Here is an 18,434-nt window from a genome sequence, read left to right as displayed (position 1 = left end):
GCTCAGAGCGTCTTGAGATATTCGATCAGCGCCTTGCGATCGTCCTCGGTCAGATCAGTTCCGTAGACGTGCCCGGCATTCGAGTTGCCGCGCATGGTCGTATCGAACAGGAATGCGCCCGGCGTCTCGGCCTTCATGTCATATCCCACGATATCCGGATTGAACTCCCAAGTGCCGACATAGAAGGTCTTCGGCCGCTGGGCTGGCGGCTGCAGGAGGTCATTGAGCGACGGCACCGAGCCGTTGTGCAGATAGGGCGCCATCGCCCAGATGCCGTTGAGCGGCCTTGCCCGGTACGCAAGCGGCGCTCTGAACTGGTTTGGACGGCCGCAATTGATCTCGGCGGCGCTGGCCGCGTTGTCCCTGGACCGACCGATCCACTGCGCGGCGATGTTTCCGGTGAGAACCTCGGCGGCCTTGTAGTTGGACATCGCGTCCGGACCACCGATCTTCGACAGCGCGATCTTGCGGCTGTTGAACGTCGTCGCCTGCTCGGGATCGGTGCCGATCTTGCGGAGATCGACCAGCGGGACCTGGATCTCGCTGCAGGCCCCCGAAGCCGCTTCGACAGGCGCCGCATCATGGCAATTGGCGCACGCGCTGACATAGACGAGCTGGCCGCGCAGCGCCCGTTTCTGGTCAAGTCCGCCGAGAATGGCTTCCGGCCAGCGCGGAGACCGCAGATCCATCAGCTGCCGCTGCCCCCACACGACATTCTCCATCTGGACCGCATGCATGACGTCGGGCGTGAGCATCGTCGCGTCATGCTTGATTGGCGCGAGCACACCGAGCGCCTCGACGATGTTGCGCGTCAGCGGCTGACGGATCGAGGCGTTGTACAGCACCCAGTTGAAGCGCGGCGTGTCCCACAGCGCCGGGTATCGCACCGGCGCGGTCAGGTGCGCAAAATTCCTGGTCTCGCCGATGTCCGACGGATCGGTCATCAGCCTGAATGGGCCGGCCAGAAGCTGGTTCAAGCCGGCACCGTGCGCGTCCAGCCTGCCCGCCCCGCCCGCCGCATCGCCGGAGTTTCCGCCGACGGCCTGGTTGAACTTGGCGGCCGCCTGCAGGACGCCGCCGAAGCATTGCAGTCCGCTCTGCACGTCGGCAGGCGGCGCCTTCACCCGCGCCATGAAGCGCTGTCCGGCCCCGTCCTGATTCTGCAGGACCGCCGTGATGGATCCGACCAGCTGTCCGACGAACGCATCAATATCGATGTGCGAAGGCCCGCCCTCGATCCGGATCCGCTGGCCACGGTAGCTGACTTGCCCCGTATGACAGCCGGCGCAGCCGAGGCCCAGCCACTTGCCTTTCCAGCATGCGTGCCTGCCGTCGGGAAGGTCGACCGGGGTGCTGTAAAGACCGATCGCGAGACCGTCCGGATTGTTGGTCGGGCTGACGGGGTCGGGGAGGAAACCCAGACGCTGCAAATTCTCGGGCTCCTTGATCAGTGCGGTTTGCCCGGAAGGTTGCCCCGGCTGCTCCAGCGCGACGAACCATTCATAGGGGATCAGCGCAGTTCCCTGCGAGATGAAGTGCCAGCGATCGGCGGTCTCGTCGCTCCAGCCCTGTTGCAGATGGACGGGACCAGCCGGCGCGGGCTTGTCTTCGGCTGATGCGGGCATGAAGGCGGCAAGAAGGGTGACGACGGCAATCAACGGTACGCGCACATCAAATTTCATCTTCGGCTCCAATCAGTGTGAAGCTCTCAATCATGACGGCGTCAATGCCGTCGCTACATGGCAATCACTAATCGTGCACCACCGGTGGCGCCGCGCGAGCACCGGAGGCCTTCCAGATATTTTCGTGCAGTAGGTATTTTCGTGCAAATGACAATGCGCAGCGAGCGCATGCGCGCGTGCCGAACCACCAGCAAGGACGACACGCCGCCCCATAGCGACCGCTCGAACCCCATTGCCTGCGGCCGCACTTCGGCGTCCGCAAGCGTAGGCTACATCATGTCGGATATAAGCGCAAAGGTAGAGATGGGGGGCATTGAGACCCGCTGCGCGGGTACTGCGGTTTCCGCGTCGCTACCTGAAATACCCCAGCACGAGATCGGTATCCGCGCTGGCGGCGACCGTGCCGTTCAGCTCGGCATCGATGACGCGGCGGCAGGCTTCGATCGCGGCGTGGTCGCCGAGATCGTTGGCGGCTTCCAGCACGAGCCATGCGGCGTCGACCGTGGCCTTCTCCGGGGCCGCTCCGCCGGTCTCGGCGGCGAGGTTCGTGGTGAGGCTCTTGTTCTTGCGAACTGCGGTGCCGAATTGAGGCAACATTGCAAATACTCCCTCGATGTCCCGTTCAGTGAACCTGAAGCTCGGGCTGACGACCCGTCGCGGGATCGGTGCCGGCGCTGTTCTTGCGCGACTGGTAGAATTTCAGAATGCTGCGTGAGGTCTCGACCTTGAGGCGGCCGAAATCGCGCTCGTTGTCGTGGAGCTCGCGCGCCGTGATCAGATGATCCTTGGCGCCGAGGAACAACAGCGACATCGTCGTGTCCCAGGAGAAGTCGAGCGCCTTGCACAGCACCAGGATCATCTCGCGGTTGCGGTCCATCAGCGCGCGCTCGATCACGTCGACCGGCAGCGACGACAGCAGCGAGAGGCCGATCTGCACCTCGTCGAAGCGGTGCTGGCGCGCATAGTTCGAGATCGAGACCTGGTTGAGATTGCCCTGCCGGTACTGCGTCGTCACCACGCGCTTGGCGACGAAATAGCTGCGCGAGGATGGACCGAACTTGGACTGCAAATCGCCGGTGACCCCGGTCACCGAGCTCTGGATCTGCGACATCATCTCGGGGCGCTCGGTCTCGAGCCGACGGCGGACGTCTTCCGACGCCTTGGAGATGAGCTGCTGGAAGATGTGGCGGGGCACGTCCTTGCGCAGGCCGAGCTGTTCAGCAAGGATCGAATCTCCCTCGGCGCGGCGGACCATGTGCAGCAGGCCCGAGCCGGAGAAGCGCGCGCCCTCGTTCTTTGCGATCGAGGTGACAACCTCCTGGTTACCGCGCTTGACGAGCACGTCGGTCACGGCCTCGCCGAGCGCATCGCGCTGGGCGATCGCGAGCAGATGCGCCTGGCCCTTGGTCATGGCGCTCTCGATCAGCACCTTCTCGCCGATCCGGGTCGAACCGCGCAGCACGGGACCCGCGACCTCGATCTCGTCGTCCAGGGCGAGCTTCTCGATGACGTTGAGCGGCGCATGATCGCAGCCCGCCATCAGTTCGGAGAGCTGCGCGCGCGCGGCGACCTCGATCTCGTCGGCAAGCCGGCCGATGACCTCGCCGAACATGCTGATCTCGTCGTCGACGTAGCGACCGGTGATCAAAAGATCGGTCGCATGCCACAACGCCTTCGCCCGGCTTTCGTCGGTGCCGCGCGCGATCGCGTCGTCCAGATCCTGTAGAAGCGATGTTGCCCCGTTCATCTCGATAACCCCAGTTCTTGGTACGTTCTTTGGCGAGCCGTCCTGCTTGTGCGGGCAGGACTCCGAATTCCCATGGGAACCAACATTAGGGATCAAACGCGAGAATCCAGTAAAGTCGGCAGATCAGTTTTGCCGGGCAAAACTCATTCAAATGCAAGCGAATGCGTTTACCGCCGCGCAAGGCCTGCGCAACGGCGTCAGCTAACCCGCATTTCTCACACGACCGATTGCTCAGCGACGGAGGATAGGAGGATTTGGCAAGGCAACGGGGAGCCGTGGCGCTGAAGGCGCAGCCGGCGATTTGGTTTTGAATGTCTCCGTTGGGCCTGTTGGTGATGCCGCCGATTGAGCGCCTCGCAGCGTCGCGTGTCAGGCCGGCGAGGCGCGAGCCTTGGCGGCTTCGGCCAGGCGACGAGCCGCGTGTCACCACGGCTGAGCGGCTGGGCAGGCCGAGGCCATGGCGATCCTGATGCGGCGGACGCTGATGCGCACCAGTGCGCCGATCTTGAGGAGCTTGAGGCGGATGGTGCCGCAGGTGGCGTCCGCAAAGGTGGTTTCGGCAAGGCCGATGCGCCGCAGGGCACAGATCAGCACATAGGCCATCGAGGCGAACCACAGCCGCAGCTGGTTGGCGCGCATGGTGGCGGCCGAGGTGCGGTCGGCGTAGAGATCGAGCTGGCACTCCTTGATGCGGTTCTCCATGTCGCCGCGGGCGCAGTAGATGTCCTCATAGAGCTGCCGCACGCCCGCCGCGCTGCGCTTGAGCGAGGTGACGACGAAGCGCGGATTGGCCTCGCCTTGCGTCCACTCCGCCTTGGCGACGACGCGGCGCTCCTGGCTCCAGGTGTCGCGCGTACGCCATTGGAAGTCCTTGAAGCGGCGTGCCGGTTGGCCGGTCGTCTCGGCTGTGGCTCTCGCCGCGGCGAGCTCCTCCTCGATCATGGCGACCAGGCGCGTGTTGCGGGCGAGCCCGAACAGATAATCCACGCGGTTTTGCTCACACCACGCCATCAGCGCCTCGCGCGCAAAGCCACTGTCGGCGCGCAGCACGATGCGCACGAACGGCCAGCGGGCGCGGATTTGCCGGACAATCCGCGCGATCTCCGCGACACTGCCTGCGCTGGCATCGATGTCGGCGCGCCGCAGCTTGGCCGCCAGCAGATGCCGGCCGCAGAACACGTACAGCGGCAGATAGCAGTAGCAGTCGTAATAGCCGTGGAAGAAGCGCCCCTCCTGATGCCCGTGCAGAGGATCGTCGGTGGCGTCGAGATCGAGGATGATCTGCGGCGGCGGTCGCTTGTGCGCCTCCAGGAACAGCGTCACCGGCAACGCCTCGATCGCCGCCGCGTCGTAGGCGATCTTGTGATAGCGCGAAGGTTCCTCCCGGCCCAGTTCCAGCCGGTTCAGCGTCGACTTGCCGGCCACCGGTGCGCAGTCCTCGCGCCTGGCAACAAGCTTGCCCGCCAGCACCGCCATCAGCGGGTCGTGCCGCAACTCGTCGTGATCGTTGATGTCTTCGTAGCCAAGTGCGATGCCAAAGACCCGCTGTCCGACCAACGTTCCGACTGCGTGCTCGATCAAGTCCACCCGGCGATGATCGCGAAAGCAATCGGCAAAGCGCCCCACCAGATCAATCGCCCGATCAGACGCGCCCAGCAGCAGCGCGCCCGCATCCGACGTCACCAGGCCACCATCAAAAGCCGCTTCCACGATGCGGCCTTCCACCTCTCCAAAATCAAACCGTTCTGCGCTACACTGTGCCGGCATCGGGGCATTCCTTGAATCACCGCGAAGTCCTTCTCGCAAAAGAACTTTCGCTGATTCGCGCCCCGATGCGCCTCAACACTGTGAGAAATGCGGGCTAACCGAGCCTTTTTTCAGGGATTGGACGGCGTCAGGACCAGCGGCGGCTTCGGCCGGGGTTTTGCGGGCGGCGGGCCGGGGGCGGGCCGCACGTCGATCGGCGGCGGCAAGGGCGCGACCTGCTGGCTCGCCAGCGGCGGGCCCGGCACGGCTGGCCCTGCAAGCGGCGGCTTCGGCATCGGTGCGGGCGTCGTTGCGGCCCTGGGCTCGACTCTTGGTTCAACTTTTGCCTTCGGCGGCGGGCGGCGCGGATCGCGGCCGGGCATTGGCACATCGGTCTGCGACGGCTCGGGCTCGGGCGAGACCAGCGTCGGCAGGGCAGCGGTCGCCGGCGGCGGCTCGCCGCGCTCGATGGCATCGAGCCTGCGCGTCTCGCGATCGATCGTGCGAACCGCAAGCCATGACGACAGCGGCGTGAGATCGACCGTGCGACTAAGCTTGTCGGGTGGGCCGGCCGCGAACAGCTGGATCTCCGGCGGCGCGCCGGAGAGACCGGTCATGATCGGCGTCAGGCTGGCGCGGATGTCGGCCTGATCGGCGGGAATGTCGTAACCACCGGAGACGATGGCGCGCGCGTTCTTCGCCTCGAGCGGAGTTGGGCCGACGCGCAGGCGGCCGTCGCGGATCGTGAACGCGATCTGCGCCGAGGCGACAGCGATGGGAGCGGCCGACAATGCGGGCTCGACGAGCTGACGCAAGCGGTTGTCGTCGGAGACCTGGCCGCCGTCGCTGGCGCGGATGGCGATCTCGAAGGCGCGCGGATTGAGCCCGCTGATCTCGGCGGCGTCCAGCGTCACCGTACCGTTGCCGGCGAGCCCGCCGGTCAGCGCCGAGACGCTGCGGCCCTGGCTCGTCAGCGTCATCTGCACCGAGGCGCGTCCCTTAGGCAGCGCGAGATCGCGGTAGCGCAGCGACGCCGCGTCGACATTGGTGAGATCGAGATGCGCGTTCAGCGCCAGCCCGTTGGCGCCGTTGCGCGCATCGAGGCTTGCGGTCATCTCGCCGCCGCCAACGCCGCCCTTGAGCGCATCGAGCGCAAGCGACTGACCATCGCCCCTGATCGTGCCGCTGAACGGACGCAGCTCGATTCCGCCAGGCAGATTGCCGCGCAATGCCTGGAACACGATGCGGCCACGCCAGCCGCTGACGAGACCCGCACTCAGCGGCTCACCGGCGTCACGTCCGGCGGCGCCGATGGCAAGTGCAAGCGTAGGCATCAGATTGAGCGAGTCCAAGCCGACCTCGCCGTCAACGCTCTTCTCCTGATCGAGCGTCATGGCGAGATGGCCGCGCAGGTGCGACCCGGAAGCCGTGCCGTCAAGATCGTCGAAAGTCAGGCGATTGCCGGATAACCCGACGCGCGAGGACAGGCTCACATTCTGCGCCGATTTATCGGCCGGGCTGGTCCCGAACAGCGGCGCCAGATTGGCGTTGCGGACGCGCAGATTGACGCTGGCCTTCGGCTCCGGCGCCGACAGGTCGGCGCTGCCTTGCGCATCCGCATCCAGCCCGCCGCCGCCGAGCTTGGCGTTCAGTTGCAACGGCCGGCGCCACGCGCCGCTCAGTCTGCCTTCGAGCTCCGAGGCGCCCTCGCCCGCGGCGACAATCCGATCGAGGCCAAGCAGCGCCGTCAGCGAAGCGGCCCGCGGCGACGACAATTTCGACTCCAGCGTGAAGTCGCTGTCGCGCAATTTTTCGATGTCGATGCCGTTGACCGCGGCCACCAGGGGCTGTGCGGCGAGCGTCGCAGTGGCCTTGAGCTGCGGCGCATCGAGGTCGAGCACGGCGCGGGCCTCGCTGCGATCGGCATGTTCGGCGTTCTTGTCGAGGCTGAGTTCGAGCTTCAGGCGTGTTATGCCCGGCAACGGCGCGATCGCATCGAAGCGTGCGCGCAGCGCAGGCGCGATCGGCTCCAGCAGCGCCGTGAGGTCGCTCAGCGAATTGGCGGAGGATTTCAGGGCGAGCTTGCCGGTGGCCCTGGTGCGATCAAAACTGCCGCTGGCCTCCATGGTCACGCCGCTGGCCTGGCCGAACCGCAATTGCTCCAGCGACAGCGAGGTCGGACCGTAGCCGAGCCTGGCCGCAAACGGCCGCAGCTCCTGTCCGGCCGAAATCGCGCGGGCGATGTCGAGCGAGAGCTTTGCCTCCTCCGGCCATTCGCCCTGCGGTCCGGCGAGCGCGCGGACAAAACTCGCGGCGGCATCGAGATCGAGACGGTCGGCTTTCAGCTCGGCATCGATCCGCGAGCCCTTGCTGGCGCCGGTCTGCACGAACGCAATGCGGCCCTCCACGGTGCCGCCTTCGATGTCGGCTTTCAATTTGTCGATGGCGAGATGGTTGGCGGCGATCGTCAAGTCACCGGCAAGGCGCAGCGGCCGCGTGCTGCGACGGTTGACCTCACTGCGGCCCTGGAGCCAGGCGACCAGCGTATCGGGATCGGAGGACTCGACGCTGAGGCGGCCGCTGAAACTGTCGGCACCGGGCGTGGCGCCATTGAGCGACAACTGCGTCATGCCGGGTGCGCGCAGCTCGAGCCGCTGGAAGGTCCAGGAGCGGCCGTCGGTCTGCAGCTCGGCCGTGATGTTCTGGAGCGGACGTCCGCCCAGCATGATCTGGTCGGAATTGAACTCGATCTGCGCCCGGATCGGCGCCTGCGGGATCGCGGCGAGAGCGGCGCGCAAGCTCGGCAGGATGCGCAGCGGCTCGGCGTCGTCCCGGCCGGCAAGCTTGTCGGCATCGACCTGCCGCGCCGACAGCACAGCGCGCAGCAGCGGCGAGGCGCCAAACCTGAGGTCGCCGACGCCGCCGAGCTTCAGCGCGGTATCCTCGGGGCCAAAGCTCGCATCGACCTGGTCGAACCTGGCGCCGGCCGGATCGGCCTTGAGTTTTGCCGTGAGCTTCCAGGGCATAGGTCCCGCCTCGCCCGGCTTCTTCATCGGCGGCACAGCCAGCGTCAGCGCGCCCTCGAATTTCGGCTGGCGGTTGTCGAAGGCAAGCACGCCTTCGAGATCGGCCAGGATGGCGCGCTCGCCGGGATCGATGTTGAGATGGAGACGGGTGGCGCTGCCATCGGGACTCGGGCCGGAGGAGACCCGGAACGGATAGCGCACGCCTGCGGCGGTGAAATTGCCGTCGCCCCGCACCGAGCCAGCGAGCGAGCGCACGTCGCCGGAGAAGACGATGTCGTTGAGCTCGAACGTGGAATGGCTGGCGGCGTCATGCAGCGCGATGCGGCCCGTGAGGTTCAGCCGCTCGATGGCAAGCGAAGCCAGGTTGAAGGCGCCGCTCGCGGTGGACGGCAAATCGACCTTGCCCCTGGCGTCGAGGCCGAGATCCACGGCCATGCCGCCGATCGAAAGCTCGGTGGCGCGCCATTCGCCGCGCATCAGCGAGCTCAGGCTGAACTCGACGTCGAGCTTGTCGGCACGCAGCCTTCCGAGGTCGTTGTTGCCGCCGAAGGTGATCGAGCGCAGCCGCAGCGTCGGCGCCGGCAACAGCCGCGCATCGAGTTCGCCCGCCACGCGCACCGGCACCCCGATAATCCGGGTCGCTTCCGCCTCGAACTGGGGCCGAAACTGGTTCCAGTCGACGAAATAAGGCCCGATCAGCGCGGCCAGCAGCGCTAAGATAAAGGCAATCGCCAATCCGAGCAGCGTCGTCTGCACGGGTCTCCTCTCGGCCAAACCGGCACCCCGGGGCCAAACCCAAGCCTACAAGCAAGCTTCAGGCGCGCCGGACCTTCCCCTATATAAGGGGAAGTGTGGCGAAGTCACAGCGACTGTTCCGCGCGGAGCTTAATGCCGATGCGAGATCCTCATCGGTGAGGAGGCGCGCAAGCGCCGTCTCGAACCATAGAGGCCCCGCTCCCGCCCGCAGCCATCCTTCGGACGCCCGCCTCTGGCGGTCTTCCCAGGATGAAAAAGAGTGCTCGTTGAACCAACGTAACGGCTATCACCAGCTCGCCGGCAGCTGCTTCAGGCCCCGCAGCACGAAGGTCGGCCGCCACGCCGGGTTTTCGACGTCGTCGATGCGCAGATCGGGCAACCGGCGCAGCAGTGTCGCAATGGCGATCTCGGCTTCGATGCGCGCCAATTGGGCCCCCAGGCAGAAATGGATGCCGCCGCCGAACGACAGCGGCCGAACGTTCGGCCGGGTGATGTCGAGCCTGTCAGGCCGATCGGGATAGACCTCCGGATCGTGATTGGCCGAGCCGAGCAGGCAGAGCACGCTCTCCCCCTTGGGGATCCGCTTGCCGCCGAGATCCTCGATCTCCTCCAGCGTGACGCGTCCGGTCATCTGCACCGACGAATCGTAGCGCAGGAATTCCTCGATCGCGTTGGTGATCAGGTCCGGCCGCGCCTTCAACAGCGCGAGCTGGTCCGGATTGCGATGGAGCGCCAACAGGCCGTTGCCGATCAGATTGACGGTGGTCTCGTGGCCTGCGCCGAACAGCAGGATGATATTGGCCGTCAGTTCCTCGTTGGTGAGCTTGTTGCCGTCTTCCTCGGCCTGCACCAGCTGGGTGGTGAGATCGTCGGCGGGACTGCGGCGGCGCAACTCGAACAGCTGCTGGAAATACATTTGCGCCATCATATTGGCGGCGTTGCCCTTCGCGATCTCCTCGGGCGTCATCGGCACCGGATCGAGCAGCCGCCCGCCGTCTCGCGAGCTCTTGTAGAAGACCTCGCGGTGCTCTTCGGGGATGCCGAGCATGTCGCAGATGATGGTCACGGGCAGGCGAAAGGCGAAATCCTCGATCAGGTCCATGTGGCCGCGGTCGATCACCGCGTCGATGGTCCGGTCGACGATCTCCTGAATGCGAGGCCGCATGTCCTCGACGCGGCGGGCGGTGAACGCCTTCACGACCAGGCCGCGCAGGCGCGTGTGGTCGGGCGGATCGGCCTGCAGCATCCAGCAGCTCATGCTGCGGAACACCGGCTCGTTCATGATCTCGGGGCCGTAGCGGCGCGTCGTGCGCTCGACGAAATCCTTGCCGAAACGCTTGTCGCGCATCACCAGGCTAACGTCGGCGTGACGGCTGGCGACGAACTGGCCGAACGGCGTCTCGTGGATCGGATCGATGGTGCGCAGCCGGTCGTAATACGGATAGGGATTGCGGATGAAGTCCGGCGCCAGCGGATTGAACAGCGGATCGCCTGCGGGTTGCACTTGCTCGTTCATGGTGACCTCGAAATCGGTTGCCGCATGACACGATACGCGAGGCCGCCCCGGAGCCTTGCGTAACCATCCCTGTGAATTATCAACTCGATACATTGTTGTATCGAGTTGCATTCTGCCCTAAACTGGCGCGATGTCAAGGGTGAGAACCAGGCCGACCAGGGACGACACGCGCGACAAGCTGTTCGAGGCGGCAGCGCGGGTGTTCGAGCAAGACGGCATCGGCGGCGCCAGCATCGAGGCGATCGCGGCGGAGGCCGGCTTCACCCGTGGCGCGTTCTATTCGAACTTCAAAAGCAAGGACGAATTGATCATCGCCATGCTCGAGGACCATGTCGAGCAATCGATCCGGCGCAACATGGAGATCCTCGCGCAACACAGGAATCTCGACGACTTCATTGCAGCGCTGAAGGCAATGGATCGCAGCCGACAGGATCCGCTCGGCCGCTCGCCGCTGCTGCACATGGAGATGATCCTGTTCGTCGCGCGCGCCGAGAAGCGCCGGCCGGATCTCGCCAAGCGCCTGCGCGCCCGGCGCAAGCTGATCGCCGACATCATCGAGGCGACCTTGAAGAACGGCGCCACGGGCGAGACGCTGAACCCACCCTGGATGGCCTCCGTCGTGCTGGCACTCGAGGACGGTTTTCGCCTGCACCGGCTGATCGATCCGGAGACGACGCCGGCCGACAGCTTCTTGCGCGCGATCACGGATTTGCGGCGCAGGACGGGATTGGCGTCGGGCAGCAGCTCATGAATAAAAAGAGAGGCCGGCTTCCGAGCGAGCTCTCCTGTCACAGCAACGGGATGCCATAGCGGTGCGGACAGCTTGACGCTTAAAAGGCATATCTGTAGCGTTACAATCGGTCGCATTAGGCCGGAGGGCGGCATATGCCGGCAAGTCGAGGTCGCGAAAGACCATGAAAGCCCGGTTCTGGCTTGCCTTGGCGGTCGTGCTCGGCACGTCGCCCGCGTTTGCGATCGGCGATAGCGATCTGAAGTCTGCGCTGTCGCAGCGCTTCAGCGGCGATCGTACCCGCGCCTGTGTCGCGGCCGGCGTGATCGAGAACGGGACGGTCGCGACGGCCTATGTCTGCGCCGATCCGAAATCCGCGCGCCCCTATGACGAACACACCGCCTTCGAAATCGGCTCCGTCACCAAGACCATGACCGCGGCGCTGCTCGCCGAACTGATCGCAACGCATGACATCGCGCTCGACGATCCCATCGCGAAGCTTTTGCCTCCGGGCACAAGCGTGCCGTCCGTCAACGGCCACGAGATCACCGTCGGCGAAATCGTGACGCACACGTCGGGCATTCCTGCGAACCTCCCCGACTATCAGCCCCCGGACCCCAGCAATCCCTATGCCGGCGCAACCGAGCGTGACCTGCTCGACACTCTGGCCGCGATCAAGCTGACGCGCGAACCGGGCTCGAAATGGGAATATTCGAATCCCGCGATGATCGTTCTGTCCTATGCGCTCGCCAAACGCGAGGGCAAGGATTACGAGACGCTGCTTCGCGAACGCCTGCTTGGGCCGCTCGGCATGAACGAGACCTATGTGGCCACGCGCCCGCCGCAGGTGCATCTGGCGCAAGGCCATTACCCGAACGGCAAGCCCGCGAACCCCTGGGATTTTCATCCTGACATGGCCGGCGTGGGAGGGGTGCGCGCGACGCTCGCGGATATGTTGCGCTACATGGAAGGCGGACTCGGCACCCGCGACAGTGCGATCACGCCCGCGCTGGCGCTCACGCAGCAAGAGGTTGCGCGTGTCGACGGGCACCGGATGGGCATGAACTGGAATCTGTCGGTGGTGAACGGGCACACCATCGCCGCCCATGAAGGCGCGACCGGCGGTTACTCGTCCTTCGTGGCGTTCGATCGTGAGACGAAGCGCGCCGTGGTCCTGCTGAGCGATACGTCCCTGGTCACGCTCGGCGGCCTCGGACAATTTGGATTTCACCTGCTCGATACCGCACGGCCCGCCGGCGTGCCGCACATCGCGATGGCCGCCGATGCCAAGCTGATCGACGGGCTGCTGGGCAAGTATCGCCTGCCGGGCGGCCTCGGCATCGAATTGCGGCACAAGGACAGCGGCCTGACCATCCAAGCCGACGATCAGAGCGAATTCGAGATGGGCTATGACAACGCAGGCGATTTCTATCCGCTTCTGTTTGACGCCGTGCTCCGGCCGGCGCGCAAGGCGGACGGTAGCTATGGGTTCACCTGGTTTCAGGGCGGGGCCGCACTCGAGGCCAGTCGCATTGGTCCGCCTCCGACAGCGGCGAGCAAGTGGACGCCGAGCGACGTGCAACTCCAGGACTATATCGGGCTTTATCCGCTAACGCCGAAATTCGGGCTGCGCATCTTCGTCGCCGATGCACAGCTCTCTCTGCAGGGGACCAACCAGCGGCCACTCAAGCTCGCGCCGGTCGAGCCGGATATCTTCGTCGCCGAATCGGTCGGCGCAGAGCTCGATTTCGCACGCGATGCCGGAGGCAAGATCGTGGCATTGACGCTTAGGCAGCACGGACAGGTCCTGAAGGGCGAGCGCCAGCAGGGTACGACGGCCGAACCGGCCCATCGCTGAACCCCGGCGGTCAGCGCAATGCGACGCTGCGGGTCTCCCCGGCGTGCGCTAAACCGTCGCAGTCCGGGAACAGCGCGACGCGATCCGCGCGCGCGGAACAGCGGAACGCGCGCAAACCGTCGGGACACCTGCAAAGTCGCCATCCGGAGACGCGCAGTCACCGAAATGAACGCGCATTTATCTTCATGACACTTTGTCTCTCCCGAACCTGCGCTTGCAACTTTTGCCTGCCGTTGATGTTGGCCCGAGATCACACCACCCAAACAGGAGGAAAGCACATGAAGAAGACCGCGCTGGTTCTGGCAACCGTCGGCACGCTCGGCGTGAGCGCCGTGGCAGCGCCAACGCCCGCGGAAGCCCGCTGGTATGGCGGCTTCGGTCCAGCGCTGGCCGGCGGATTGATAGCAGGCGCCATATTCGGCGGCCTGGCCTCTTCCGCCTACGCGTATGGTCCGGATTACGGCTACTACGGGTACCCCGGCTATTACGGCGGCGGTTACGCACCGGCGTATTACGGCGGGTATGGACCGTATCGCTGGGGCGGCTACACCACGACCTACTACAGCACTGGTTATGCCCCGGCCTATTACGGTTACCGCTATCGCCGCGTCGTGCGTCCGGCCTTCGCCTATTACGGCGCACCATTCCCACGGCGGCCCTTCTATCGCTGGCACCATCACTGGTGATGTGAAGCGGCAAGATCGGGCCGGCGCGGACCGCTGAGCCCCCGACATCAAATAGCAGGTCGATGCCTCCGGGCTTCGACCGGGAGATCACGCGCGGTCGCATCGCGGCGAGGACGCGCAACAGCAACCAGGCAAACCCCAGGAGATTGAGATGACCATTGGAAAGAACAAGTTCCTGCTGACCACAGCGGTGCTGCTCGCCGGCGTCAGCCTAGCCTCGGTGCAAGGATCGGCGCAAGGCATGCGTGAAGGAGCCGGCGGCGGAATGAGCACCGGCGGAGGAGCCGGCGGCGGCGCAGGCGGGGCCAGCGGTGGTGCTGCGGAACACTCCAGCGGCGCGACGTCGCGCGGTGCAGGTGGCGCGTTGCACAATGAAGGCCCGCGCAACGAAGGAATGACGCAGGGCCGCGCCGGCGGTCGGGCCGAGGGTTCATCTGCGGCGCAAGAAAGCAGCCGGGCTTCCGACAAGGGCGACAAGCAGACCATGGGCCGCGACCGCGACAATTTGCGCCAGTCGCAATCCGAGCACCAGAAGCAAGGCAAGGAGCGGACGGTCGGCCAGTCGCACAGCGACCGCGCGTATCAGTCCAGGTCCGAGAGCGAGAAGAGCGGGCAGAAGGACCAGACCGTCGGACAGAGCCGCAGCGACCGCGACCACGCACGTCAGTCGCAAGGCGCAGAGCAGAACAAGAGCACGACCACGGGCGCCAATGCCCGGGACAACGCGCAGGATAAGAGTGCGCAAAACAGGAATGCGCAAGACAAGAACGCGCAGAACAAGAACGCACGAGACAAGGAAGCCCAAGGCAAGAACGCGCAGGGTCAGAACACCACCACGACAGGCGCGAACACCAGGAGCGACGCCGAGAACAAGAACGCGCAGGATCCGAGCAAGGCGACCACCGGCGCGAACACTGGCAGCAACGCCCAGAGCCAGAATGCTCAGGGCACAACGACCGGCGCCAATACGCAAGGACAGGCCAACGCCCAGGCGCAGACCCAGGGCGGAGCCACGCAGAGCATGTCCGGCCGCGTGCAGGTGAACGCGCGGCAGCAGACGCGGCTGCAACAGTCGGTGCTGAGCTCGCGCAATGTCGAGCGCGTGCGGGTCAACGACAATGCGATTAACTTCCGCGTCAATGCCGGCGTGGTCGTGCCGCGGAACATTTCCGTGGTTTCCGTCTCGGACTATCCCGCGCTGATCGACGTCTATCAGGACTACCGCGACGACAGCTTTTTCGTCGTCGATGACGAGATCGTCGTCACCGACCGCAGCCGCCGGATCGTCGACGTCATTCCCGCCGGCCCGCGGACGCACTATGCCCAGCGCGGCAGCTCGAACGGCAGCAGCAGCGTCGCCGCACTGGATCTCAGCCCCGACGAGATCCGCGTCGTTCAGCGTGTGTTGATCGAACGCGGCATGCTGTCCGGCGAAGCTGACGGCGTCCTCGGACCCGATACGCGCCGTGCGCTGATGAGCTTCCAGAGACAGGAAGGTTTCCAGGCCACCGGCTCGATCGATACCCGCACCGTCGCCGCGCTTGGCGTATCCAACCAGATCAGCGCTACCCAGGGCCAGTCGACGACCGTTGGCCAGGGCGGAAACAACCAGTCGGCGCCGCAGAACACGACCACCGGGCAAGGCACCCGCGAGAGCAACGCGCCGGCGCAGCAGAACCAGACCACGGGTCAGGCTCCGCAAAACCAGCCGTCCACAACCGGGCAGGCTCAGCAGAACGAACCGGCAAACTCGGGCCAGGCCAACACGAACCACCCGCCGGGCCAGACCACCGGCCAGGCTCCGGCCCAGAGCAACAACCAGAGCGACAATCAGTCCACCAGTGAGCCCAGCGCCAACCAGAACACGACTGGACAAACCAACCAGAACAATGCGCCGCCGCCCTCGACGTCCGGGCAGCCGGCCAAGAAATAATCCGGCCGTCAACGCGCTTGGGGCCCCGCCTCTGGCGGGGCTCTCTCACGAACCTTCACCGAAAAATCCTCACGACCTGCTGCCCGCAGCCCGCGGGCAGCTTTTTTCATTCGGTCCGGAGCGGCGAGAGGCGATTAAGCCAGCCGCTTCACCGCGGCCGGCCCCGCCGGCTTGAGGTCGAGCCGGCCGAGCATCGCCTTGGCCTGCTCGGCGCAGTGCTCGATCAGCCAGCGCTCGAAGGCGACCGGGGCGAGCGCGGGGGCATAGAGGAAGCCCTGCACGACGTCGCAGCCGAGCTCGGCCAGCATCTTGCGCTGGCCTTCGGTTTCCACGCCTTCGGCGACGACGGTCATGCCGAGGCCCTGGCCGACGCGCACCACTGCGGTGGCGATGGCGAGTGCGCCGGCGTCTTTCTCGATGTCGCGCATGAAACTGCGGTCGATCTTCAACTCGCGGATCGGCAGCTGCGCGAGCCGGCTGAGGCTCGAATAGCCGGTGCCGAAATCATCCACGGACAGGCCGACGCCGAGCGCGCGGATCGCGTGCATCGTCTCGAGCGCGGTGGCGCCGTCCTGCATGAAGGTGCCTTCGGTAATCTCCAGCATCAGGGCATCCGGCGGCAGCTGGTATTCGGCGAGAACGTCCGCAAGCCGCGCGGCGAGCGTGACGTTGCGGAAATTGAGCGGCGACAGATTCACCGAGACGGAGGGAATGTTGACCCCGGCGCGGCGCCAGCTCGCCATCTGCCGGCAGGCCTCACGCACCGACCACAGGCTGATCTGCTCGATCAGGCCGCATTCGTCGGCGAGCGGAATGAATTTAGCCGGCGAGACATCGCCGAGCTCGGCATCGCGCCAGCGCGCCAGCGCCTCGACGCCGTGAATGGCGCCGTCGCAACTGCGGATCTGAGGTTGATAACTGAGGCTCAGCGCATTGTCGGCGATGGCGCGGCGGAGTGCGGCGATCATCGCCAGCCGCTGCTCGGCCAACCCGTTCATCTCGGCGCTGAACATGCGGTGGGTCGATCGGCCCGCCTGCTTGGCCATGTACATGGCGGCGTCGGCCTGCTGCATCAGCGTGTCGATGTCGGTAGCGTGGTCGGGATAGAGGCTGATGCCGATGCTGGCCGACATCGGCATCAGCTTGGATCCGAGCCGCAACGGCACGGCCAGCGCTTGAGTAACGTCGGCCGCGACGCGCGCGGCGCTCTCGGCGTTCCGGTTCGGCAGCAGGATGACGAATTCGTCGCCGCCGAGCCGGCCCAGCATGTCTTCGGGCCCGATCTGCTCGCGCAGACGCTCCGCGAGCTGAATCAGCAGCTCGTCGCCCGCGGCGTGACCGAGGGTGTCGTTGACGTCCTTGAAATGATCGACGTCGAGGAAGGCCAGCGCGACATGGCTGCCGGTCGGGCAGGCATCGATCGCGGTGGTGATCAGGTGCCGCAATTGCGCGCGGTTGGGCAGCCCGGTGAGGATGTCGTGATAGGCGAGCCGCGCAATTTCGGCGCGCGCTTCCTTGCGCTCGATCGCGAAAGCGCCGAGGTTGACGCAGGCATCGACGATGCGACGGTGCCAATTGCTCGGCGCCCGCGGCTCGCGGAAGTAGAAGGCGAAGGTGGCGATGACGCGGCCGTCCTTGGCCTTGACCGGCGTCGACCAGCAGGCACGCAAGCCGACTGCGAGCGGCATGGCCTTGTAGGGCTGCCAGCGCGGATCGGTATCGAGATCCTCAGCCAGCACCGGCTCGCCGTAAAAGGCGGCGGTGCCGCAGGAGCCGACATTGGGGCCGATCGCGATGCCCTCCAGCGCACGGGAATAATCCTCGGGCAGGCTCGGGCCGCCGAGCGGATGGATCAGTCCGGCGGAATCGACATGGAGCAGCGAGCACACGACATCGGGCGCGATCTGTTCGACGCGGCGGCACAGCCGGTCCGCGATCTCGGTGATCGGCACCTCGTCGGCCAGCGCACTCGTGATGAGTTGCTGGAGCGAGCGCAGCTGCCGGGACTCGGTGATGTCCTCGAGCAGCGCGAAGATGTGCCTGACGCGGCCCTTCTTGTCGCGGAAGGCGTCGACCCGGGCGCAGACCCAGATCTCCTCACCATCCCTGGTGTAGACCAGCGTCTCGACCTCGCCGCGCCGGCCGCCGTCGAGGAGCCGCTTGACCAGCTTCGCAATGGCGGCGCGATTGGTATGGCAACCGGCGATGAGTTCGCCGGCGCGCCGACCTTCCGCTTCCTCGCTGGTGTATCCGAACAGCGTCGTGAAGGACGAATTGACGTAGCGGATGTTCTGCTCGACATCGGTGATGAGCACCGCGCGATTGGTCTGGTCGGAGACCGCGTTGAGCAGCCCGATCCTGACGCGGCGCTCGGCGTCGGCGGTGACATCGCGCGCAAACACGATGTGATGGGCCGCGCCGTCGATCGTCGCCGTTGATAGCGCGATCGTCGCCTTGATCCGGCTGCCGTCGCGCCGCACCAGGCTGATCTCGTCGCGAAAATCCGCGACCGGATCGGCCTGCAGGCATCTCAGCGAGAGGATTTCGGCATCGCGACCGAGCACGTCAGCGCGCGCAAGATTCCATATCCGCTCCGCACCGGCGTTGAAAAGCCTGATGCGACGTGCGTCATCGACAATGACGATGCCGTCGTCGGCGCATTCGAGCGCTGCGCGCAGCACGTCCGGCATTTCCGTCACTGGGCAGTCTGAGGCAGACATCGTTGGGCTCGGCAGCATCAGGAAAATGCGGCAA

The 18,434-nt window shown here is 65.7% G+C and carries 11 protein-coding genes; 4 read left to right on the top strand and 7 right to left on the bottom strand.

Features of this window, described 5'->3' with window-relative positions; all coding sequences use genetic code 11:
• Nucleotides 1-2: 2 nt before the first annotated feature.
• From ACTGJ9_RS15530 to ACTGJ9_RS15505, 6 genes are all read right to left on the bottom strand, one after another.
• The gene (locus ACTGJ9_RS15530) at nucleotides 3-1,682 is read right to left on the bottom strand and encodes a di-heme-cytochrome C peroxidase (RefSeq protein WP_456677760.1); all 1,680 of its coding nucleotides are present in this window, start codon (nucleotides 1,680-1,682) and stop codon (nucleotides 3-5) included.
• A gap of 351 nt (nucleotides 1,683-2,033) precedes the next feature.
• Complete coding sequence (locus tag ACTGJ9_RS15525) at nucleotides 2,034-2,279, bottom strand: hypothetical protein (RefSeq protein WP_456677759.1); 246 nt, start codon at nucleotides 2,277-2,279, stop codon at nucleotides 2,034-2,036.
• A gap of 25 nt (nucleotides 2,280-2,304) precedes the next feature.
• A complete protein-coding gene (locus ACTGJ9_RS15520) occupies nucleotides 2,305-3,429 on the bottom strand; it encodes a DUF2336 domain-containing protein (protein ID WP_456677758.1) in 1,125 nt (374 codons plus the stop codon).
• 423 nt (nucleotides 3,430-3,852) lie between these two features.
• Entirely contained in the window at nucleotides 3,853-5,196 is a 1,344-nt protein-coding gene (locus ACTGJ9_RS15515) for an IS1380 family transposase (RefSeq protein ID WP_456677757.1), read from the bottom strand.
• Between the two features lie 110 nt (nucleotides 5,197-5,306).
• On the bottom strand, nucleotides 5,307-8,957 hold the full coding sequence (locus ACTGJ9_RS15510) for an AsmA family protein (RefSeq protein ID WP_456677756.1): 3,651 nt from the start codon (nucleotides 8,955-8,957) through the stop codon (nucleotides 5,307-5,309).
• 286 nt (nucleotides 8,958-9,243) lie between these two features.
• Nucleotides 9,244-10,473, bottom strand: coding sequence for a cytochrome P450 (locus ACTGJ9_RS15505; RefSeq protein WP_456677755.1), 1,230 nt, complete (start codon nucleotides 10,471-10,473; stop codon nucleotides 9,244-9,246).
• A 130-nt stretch (nucleotides 10,474-10,603) separates the two neighbouring features.
• Between ACTGJ9_RS15505 and ACTGJ9_RS15500 the strand changes: the two genes are divergently transcribed.
• From ACTGJ9_RS15500 to ACTGJ9_RS15485, 4 genes are all read left to right on the top strand, one after another.
• Nucleotides 10,604-11,224, top strand: a complete 621-nt coding sequence (locus tag ACTGJ9_RS15500; RefSeq protein WP_456677754.1) for a TetR/AcrR family transcriptional regulator — start codon at nucleotides 10,604-10,606, stop codon at nucleotides 11,222-11,224.
• A gap of 163 nt (nucleotides 11,225-11,387) precedes the next feature.
• Nucleotides 11,388-13,061, top strand: coding sequence for a serine hydrolase (locus ACTGJ9_RS15495; RefSeq protein WP_456677753.1), 1,674 nt, complete (start codon nucleotides 11,388-11,390; stop codon nucleotides 13,059-13,061).
• A gap of 278 nt (nucleotides 13,062-13,339) precedes the next feature.
• Nucleotides 13,340-13,747 (top strand): hypothetical protein, encoded by a 408-nt coding sequence (locus tag ACTGJ9_RS15490; protein ID WP_456677752.1) that lies wholly within the window; start codon nucleotides 13,340-13,342, stop codon nucleotides 13,745-13,747.
• A 151-nt stretch (nucleotides 13,748-13,898) separates the two neighbouring features.
• A complete protein-coding gene (locus tag ACTGJ9_RS15485; protein ID WP_456677751.1) occupies nucleotides 13,899-15,680 on the top strand; it encodes a peptidoglycan-binding protein in 1,782 nt (593 codons plus the stop codon).
• A 134-nt stretch (nucleotides 15,681-15,814) separates the two neighbouring features.
• Here ACTGJ9_RS15485 and ACTGJ9_RS15480 read toward each other — a convergent pair whose 3' ends face one another.
• Nucleotides 15,815-18,400, bottom strand: a complete 2,586-nt coding sequence (locus ACTGJ9_RS15480; RefSeq protein ID WP_456677750.1) for an EAL domain-containing protein — start codon at nucleotides 18,398-18,400, stop codon at nucleotides 15,815-15,817.
• Nucleotides 18,401-18,434 lie beyond the last annotated feature (34 nt).

Origin of the sequence: Bradyrhizobium sp. RDM12 (assembly GCF_051917485.1) — a bacterium.
Lineage (GTDB): Bacteria > Pseudomonadota > Alphaproteobacteria > Rhizobiales > Xanthobacteraceae > Bradyrhizobium.
This window is presented reverse-complemented; position numbering and strand designations above follow the sequence as displayed.

Coding starts and splice junctions, on each gene's coding strand:
- ACTGJ9_RS15530 (WP_456677760.1), bottom strand. CDS start 1,682: ATGAAATTTGATGTGCGCGTACCGTTGATTGCCGTCGTCACCCTTCTT.
- ACTGJ9_RS15525 (WP_456677759.1), bottom strand. CDS start 2,279: ATGTTGCCTCAATTCGGCACCGCAGTTCGCAAGAACAAGAGCCTCACC.
- ACTGJ9_RS15520 (WP_456677758.1), bottom strand. CDS start 3,429: ATGAACGGGGCAACATCGCTTCTACAGGATCTGGACGACGCGATCGCG.
- ACTGJ9_RS15515 (WP_456677757.1), bottom strand. CDS start 5,196: ATGCCGGCACAGTGTAGCGCAGAACGGTTTGATTTTGGAGAGGTGGAA.
- ACTGJ9_RS15505 (WP_456677755.1), bottom strand. CDS start 10,473: ATGAACGAGCAAGTGCAACCCGCAGGCGATCCGCTGTTCAATCCGCTG.
- ACTGJ9_RS15500 (WP_456677754.1), top strand. CDS start 10,604: ATGTCAAGGGTGAGAACCAGGCCGACCAGGGACGACACGCGCGACAAG.
- ACTGJ9_RS15495 (WP_456677753.1), top strand. CDS start 11,388: ATGAAAGCCCGGTTCTGGCTTGCCTTGGCGGTCGTGCTCGGCACGTCG.
- ACTGJ9_RS15490 (WP_456677752.1), top strand. CDS start 13,340: ATGAAGAAGACCGCGCTGGTTCTGGCAACCGTCGGCACGCTCGGCGTG.
- ACTGJ9_RS15485 (WP_456677751.1), top strand. CDS start 13,899: ATGACCATTGGAAAGAACAAGTTCCTGCTGACCACAGCGGTGCTGCTC.
- ACTGJ9_RS15480 (WP_456677750.1), bottom strand. CDS start 18,400: ATGTCTGCCTCAGACTGCCCAGTGACGGAAATGCCGGACGTGCTGCGC.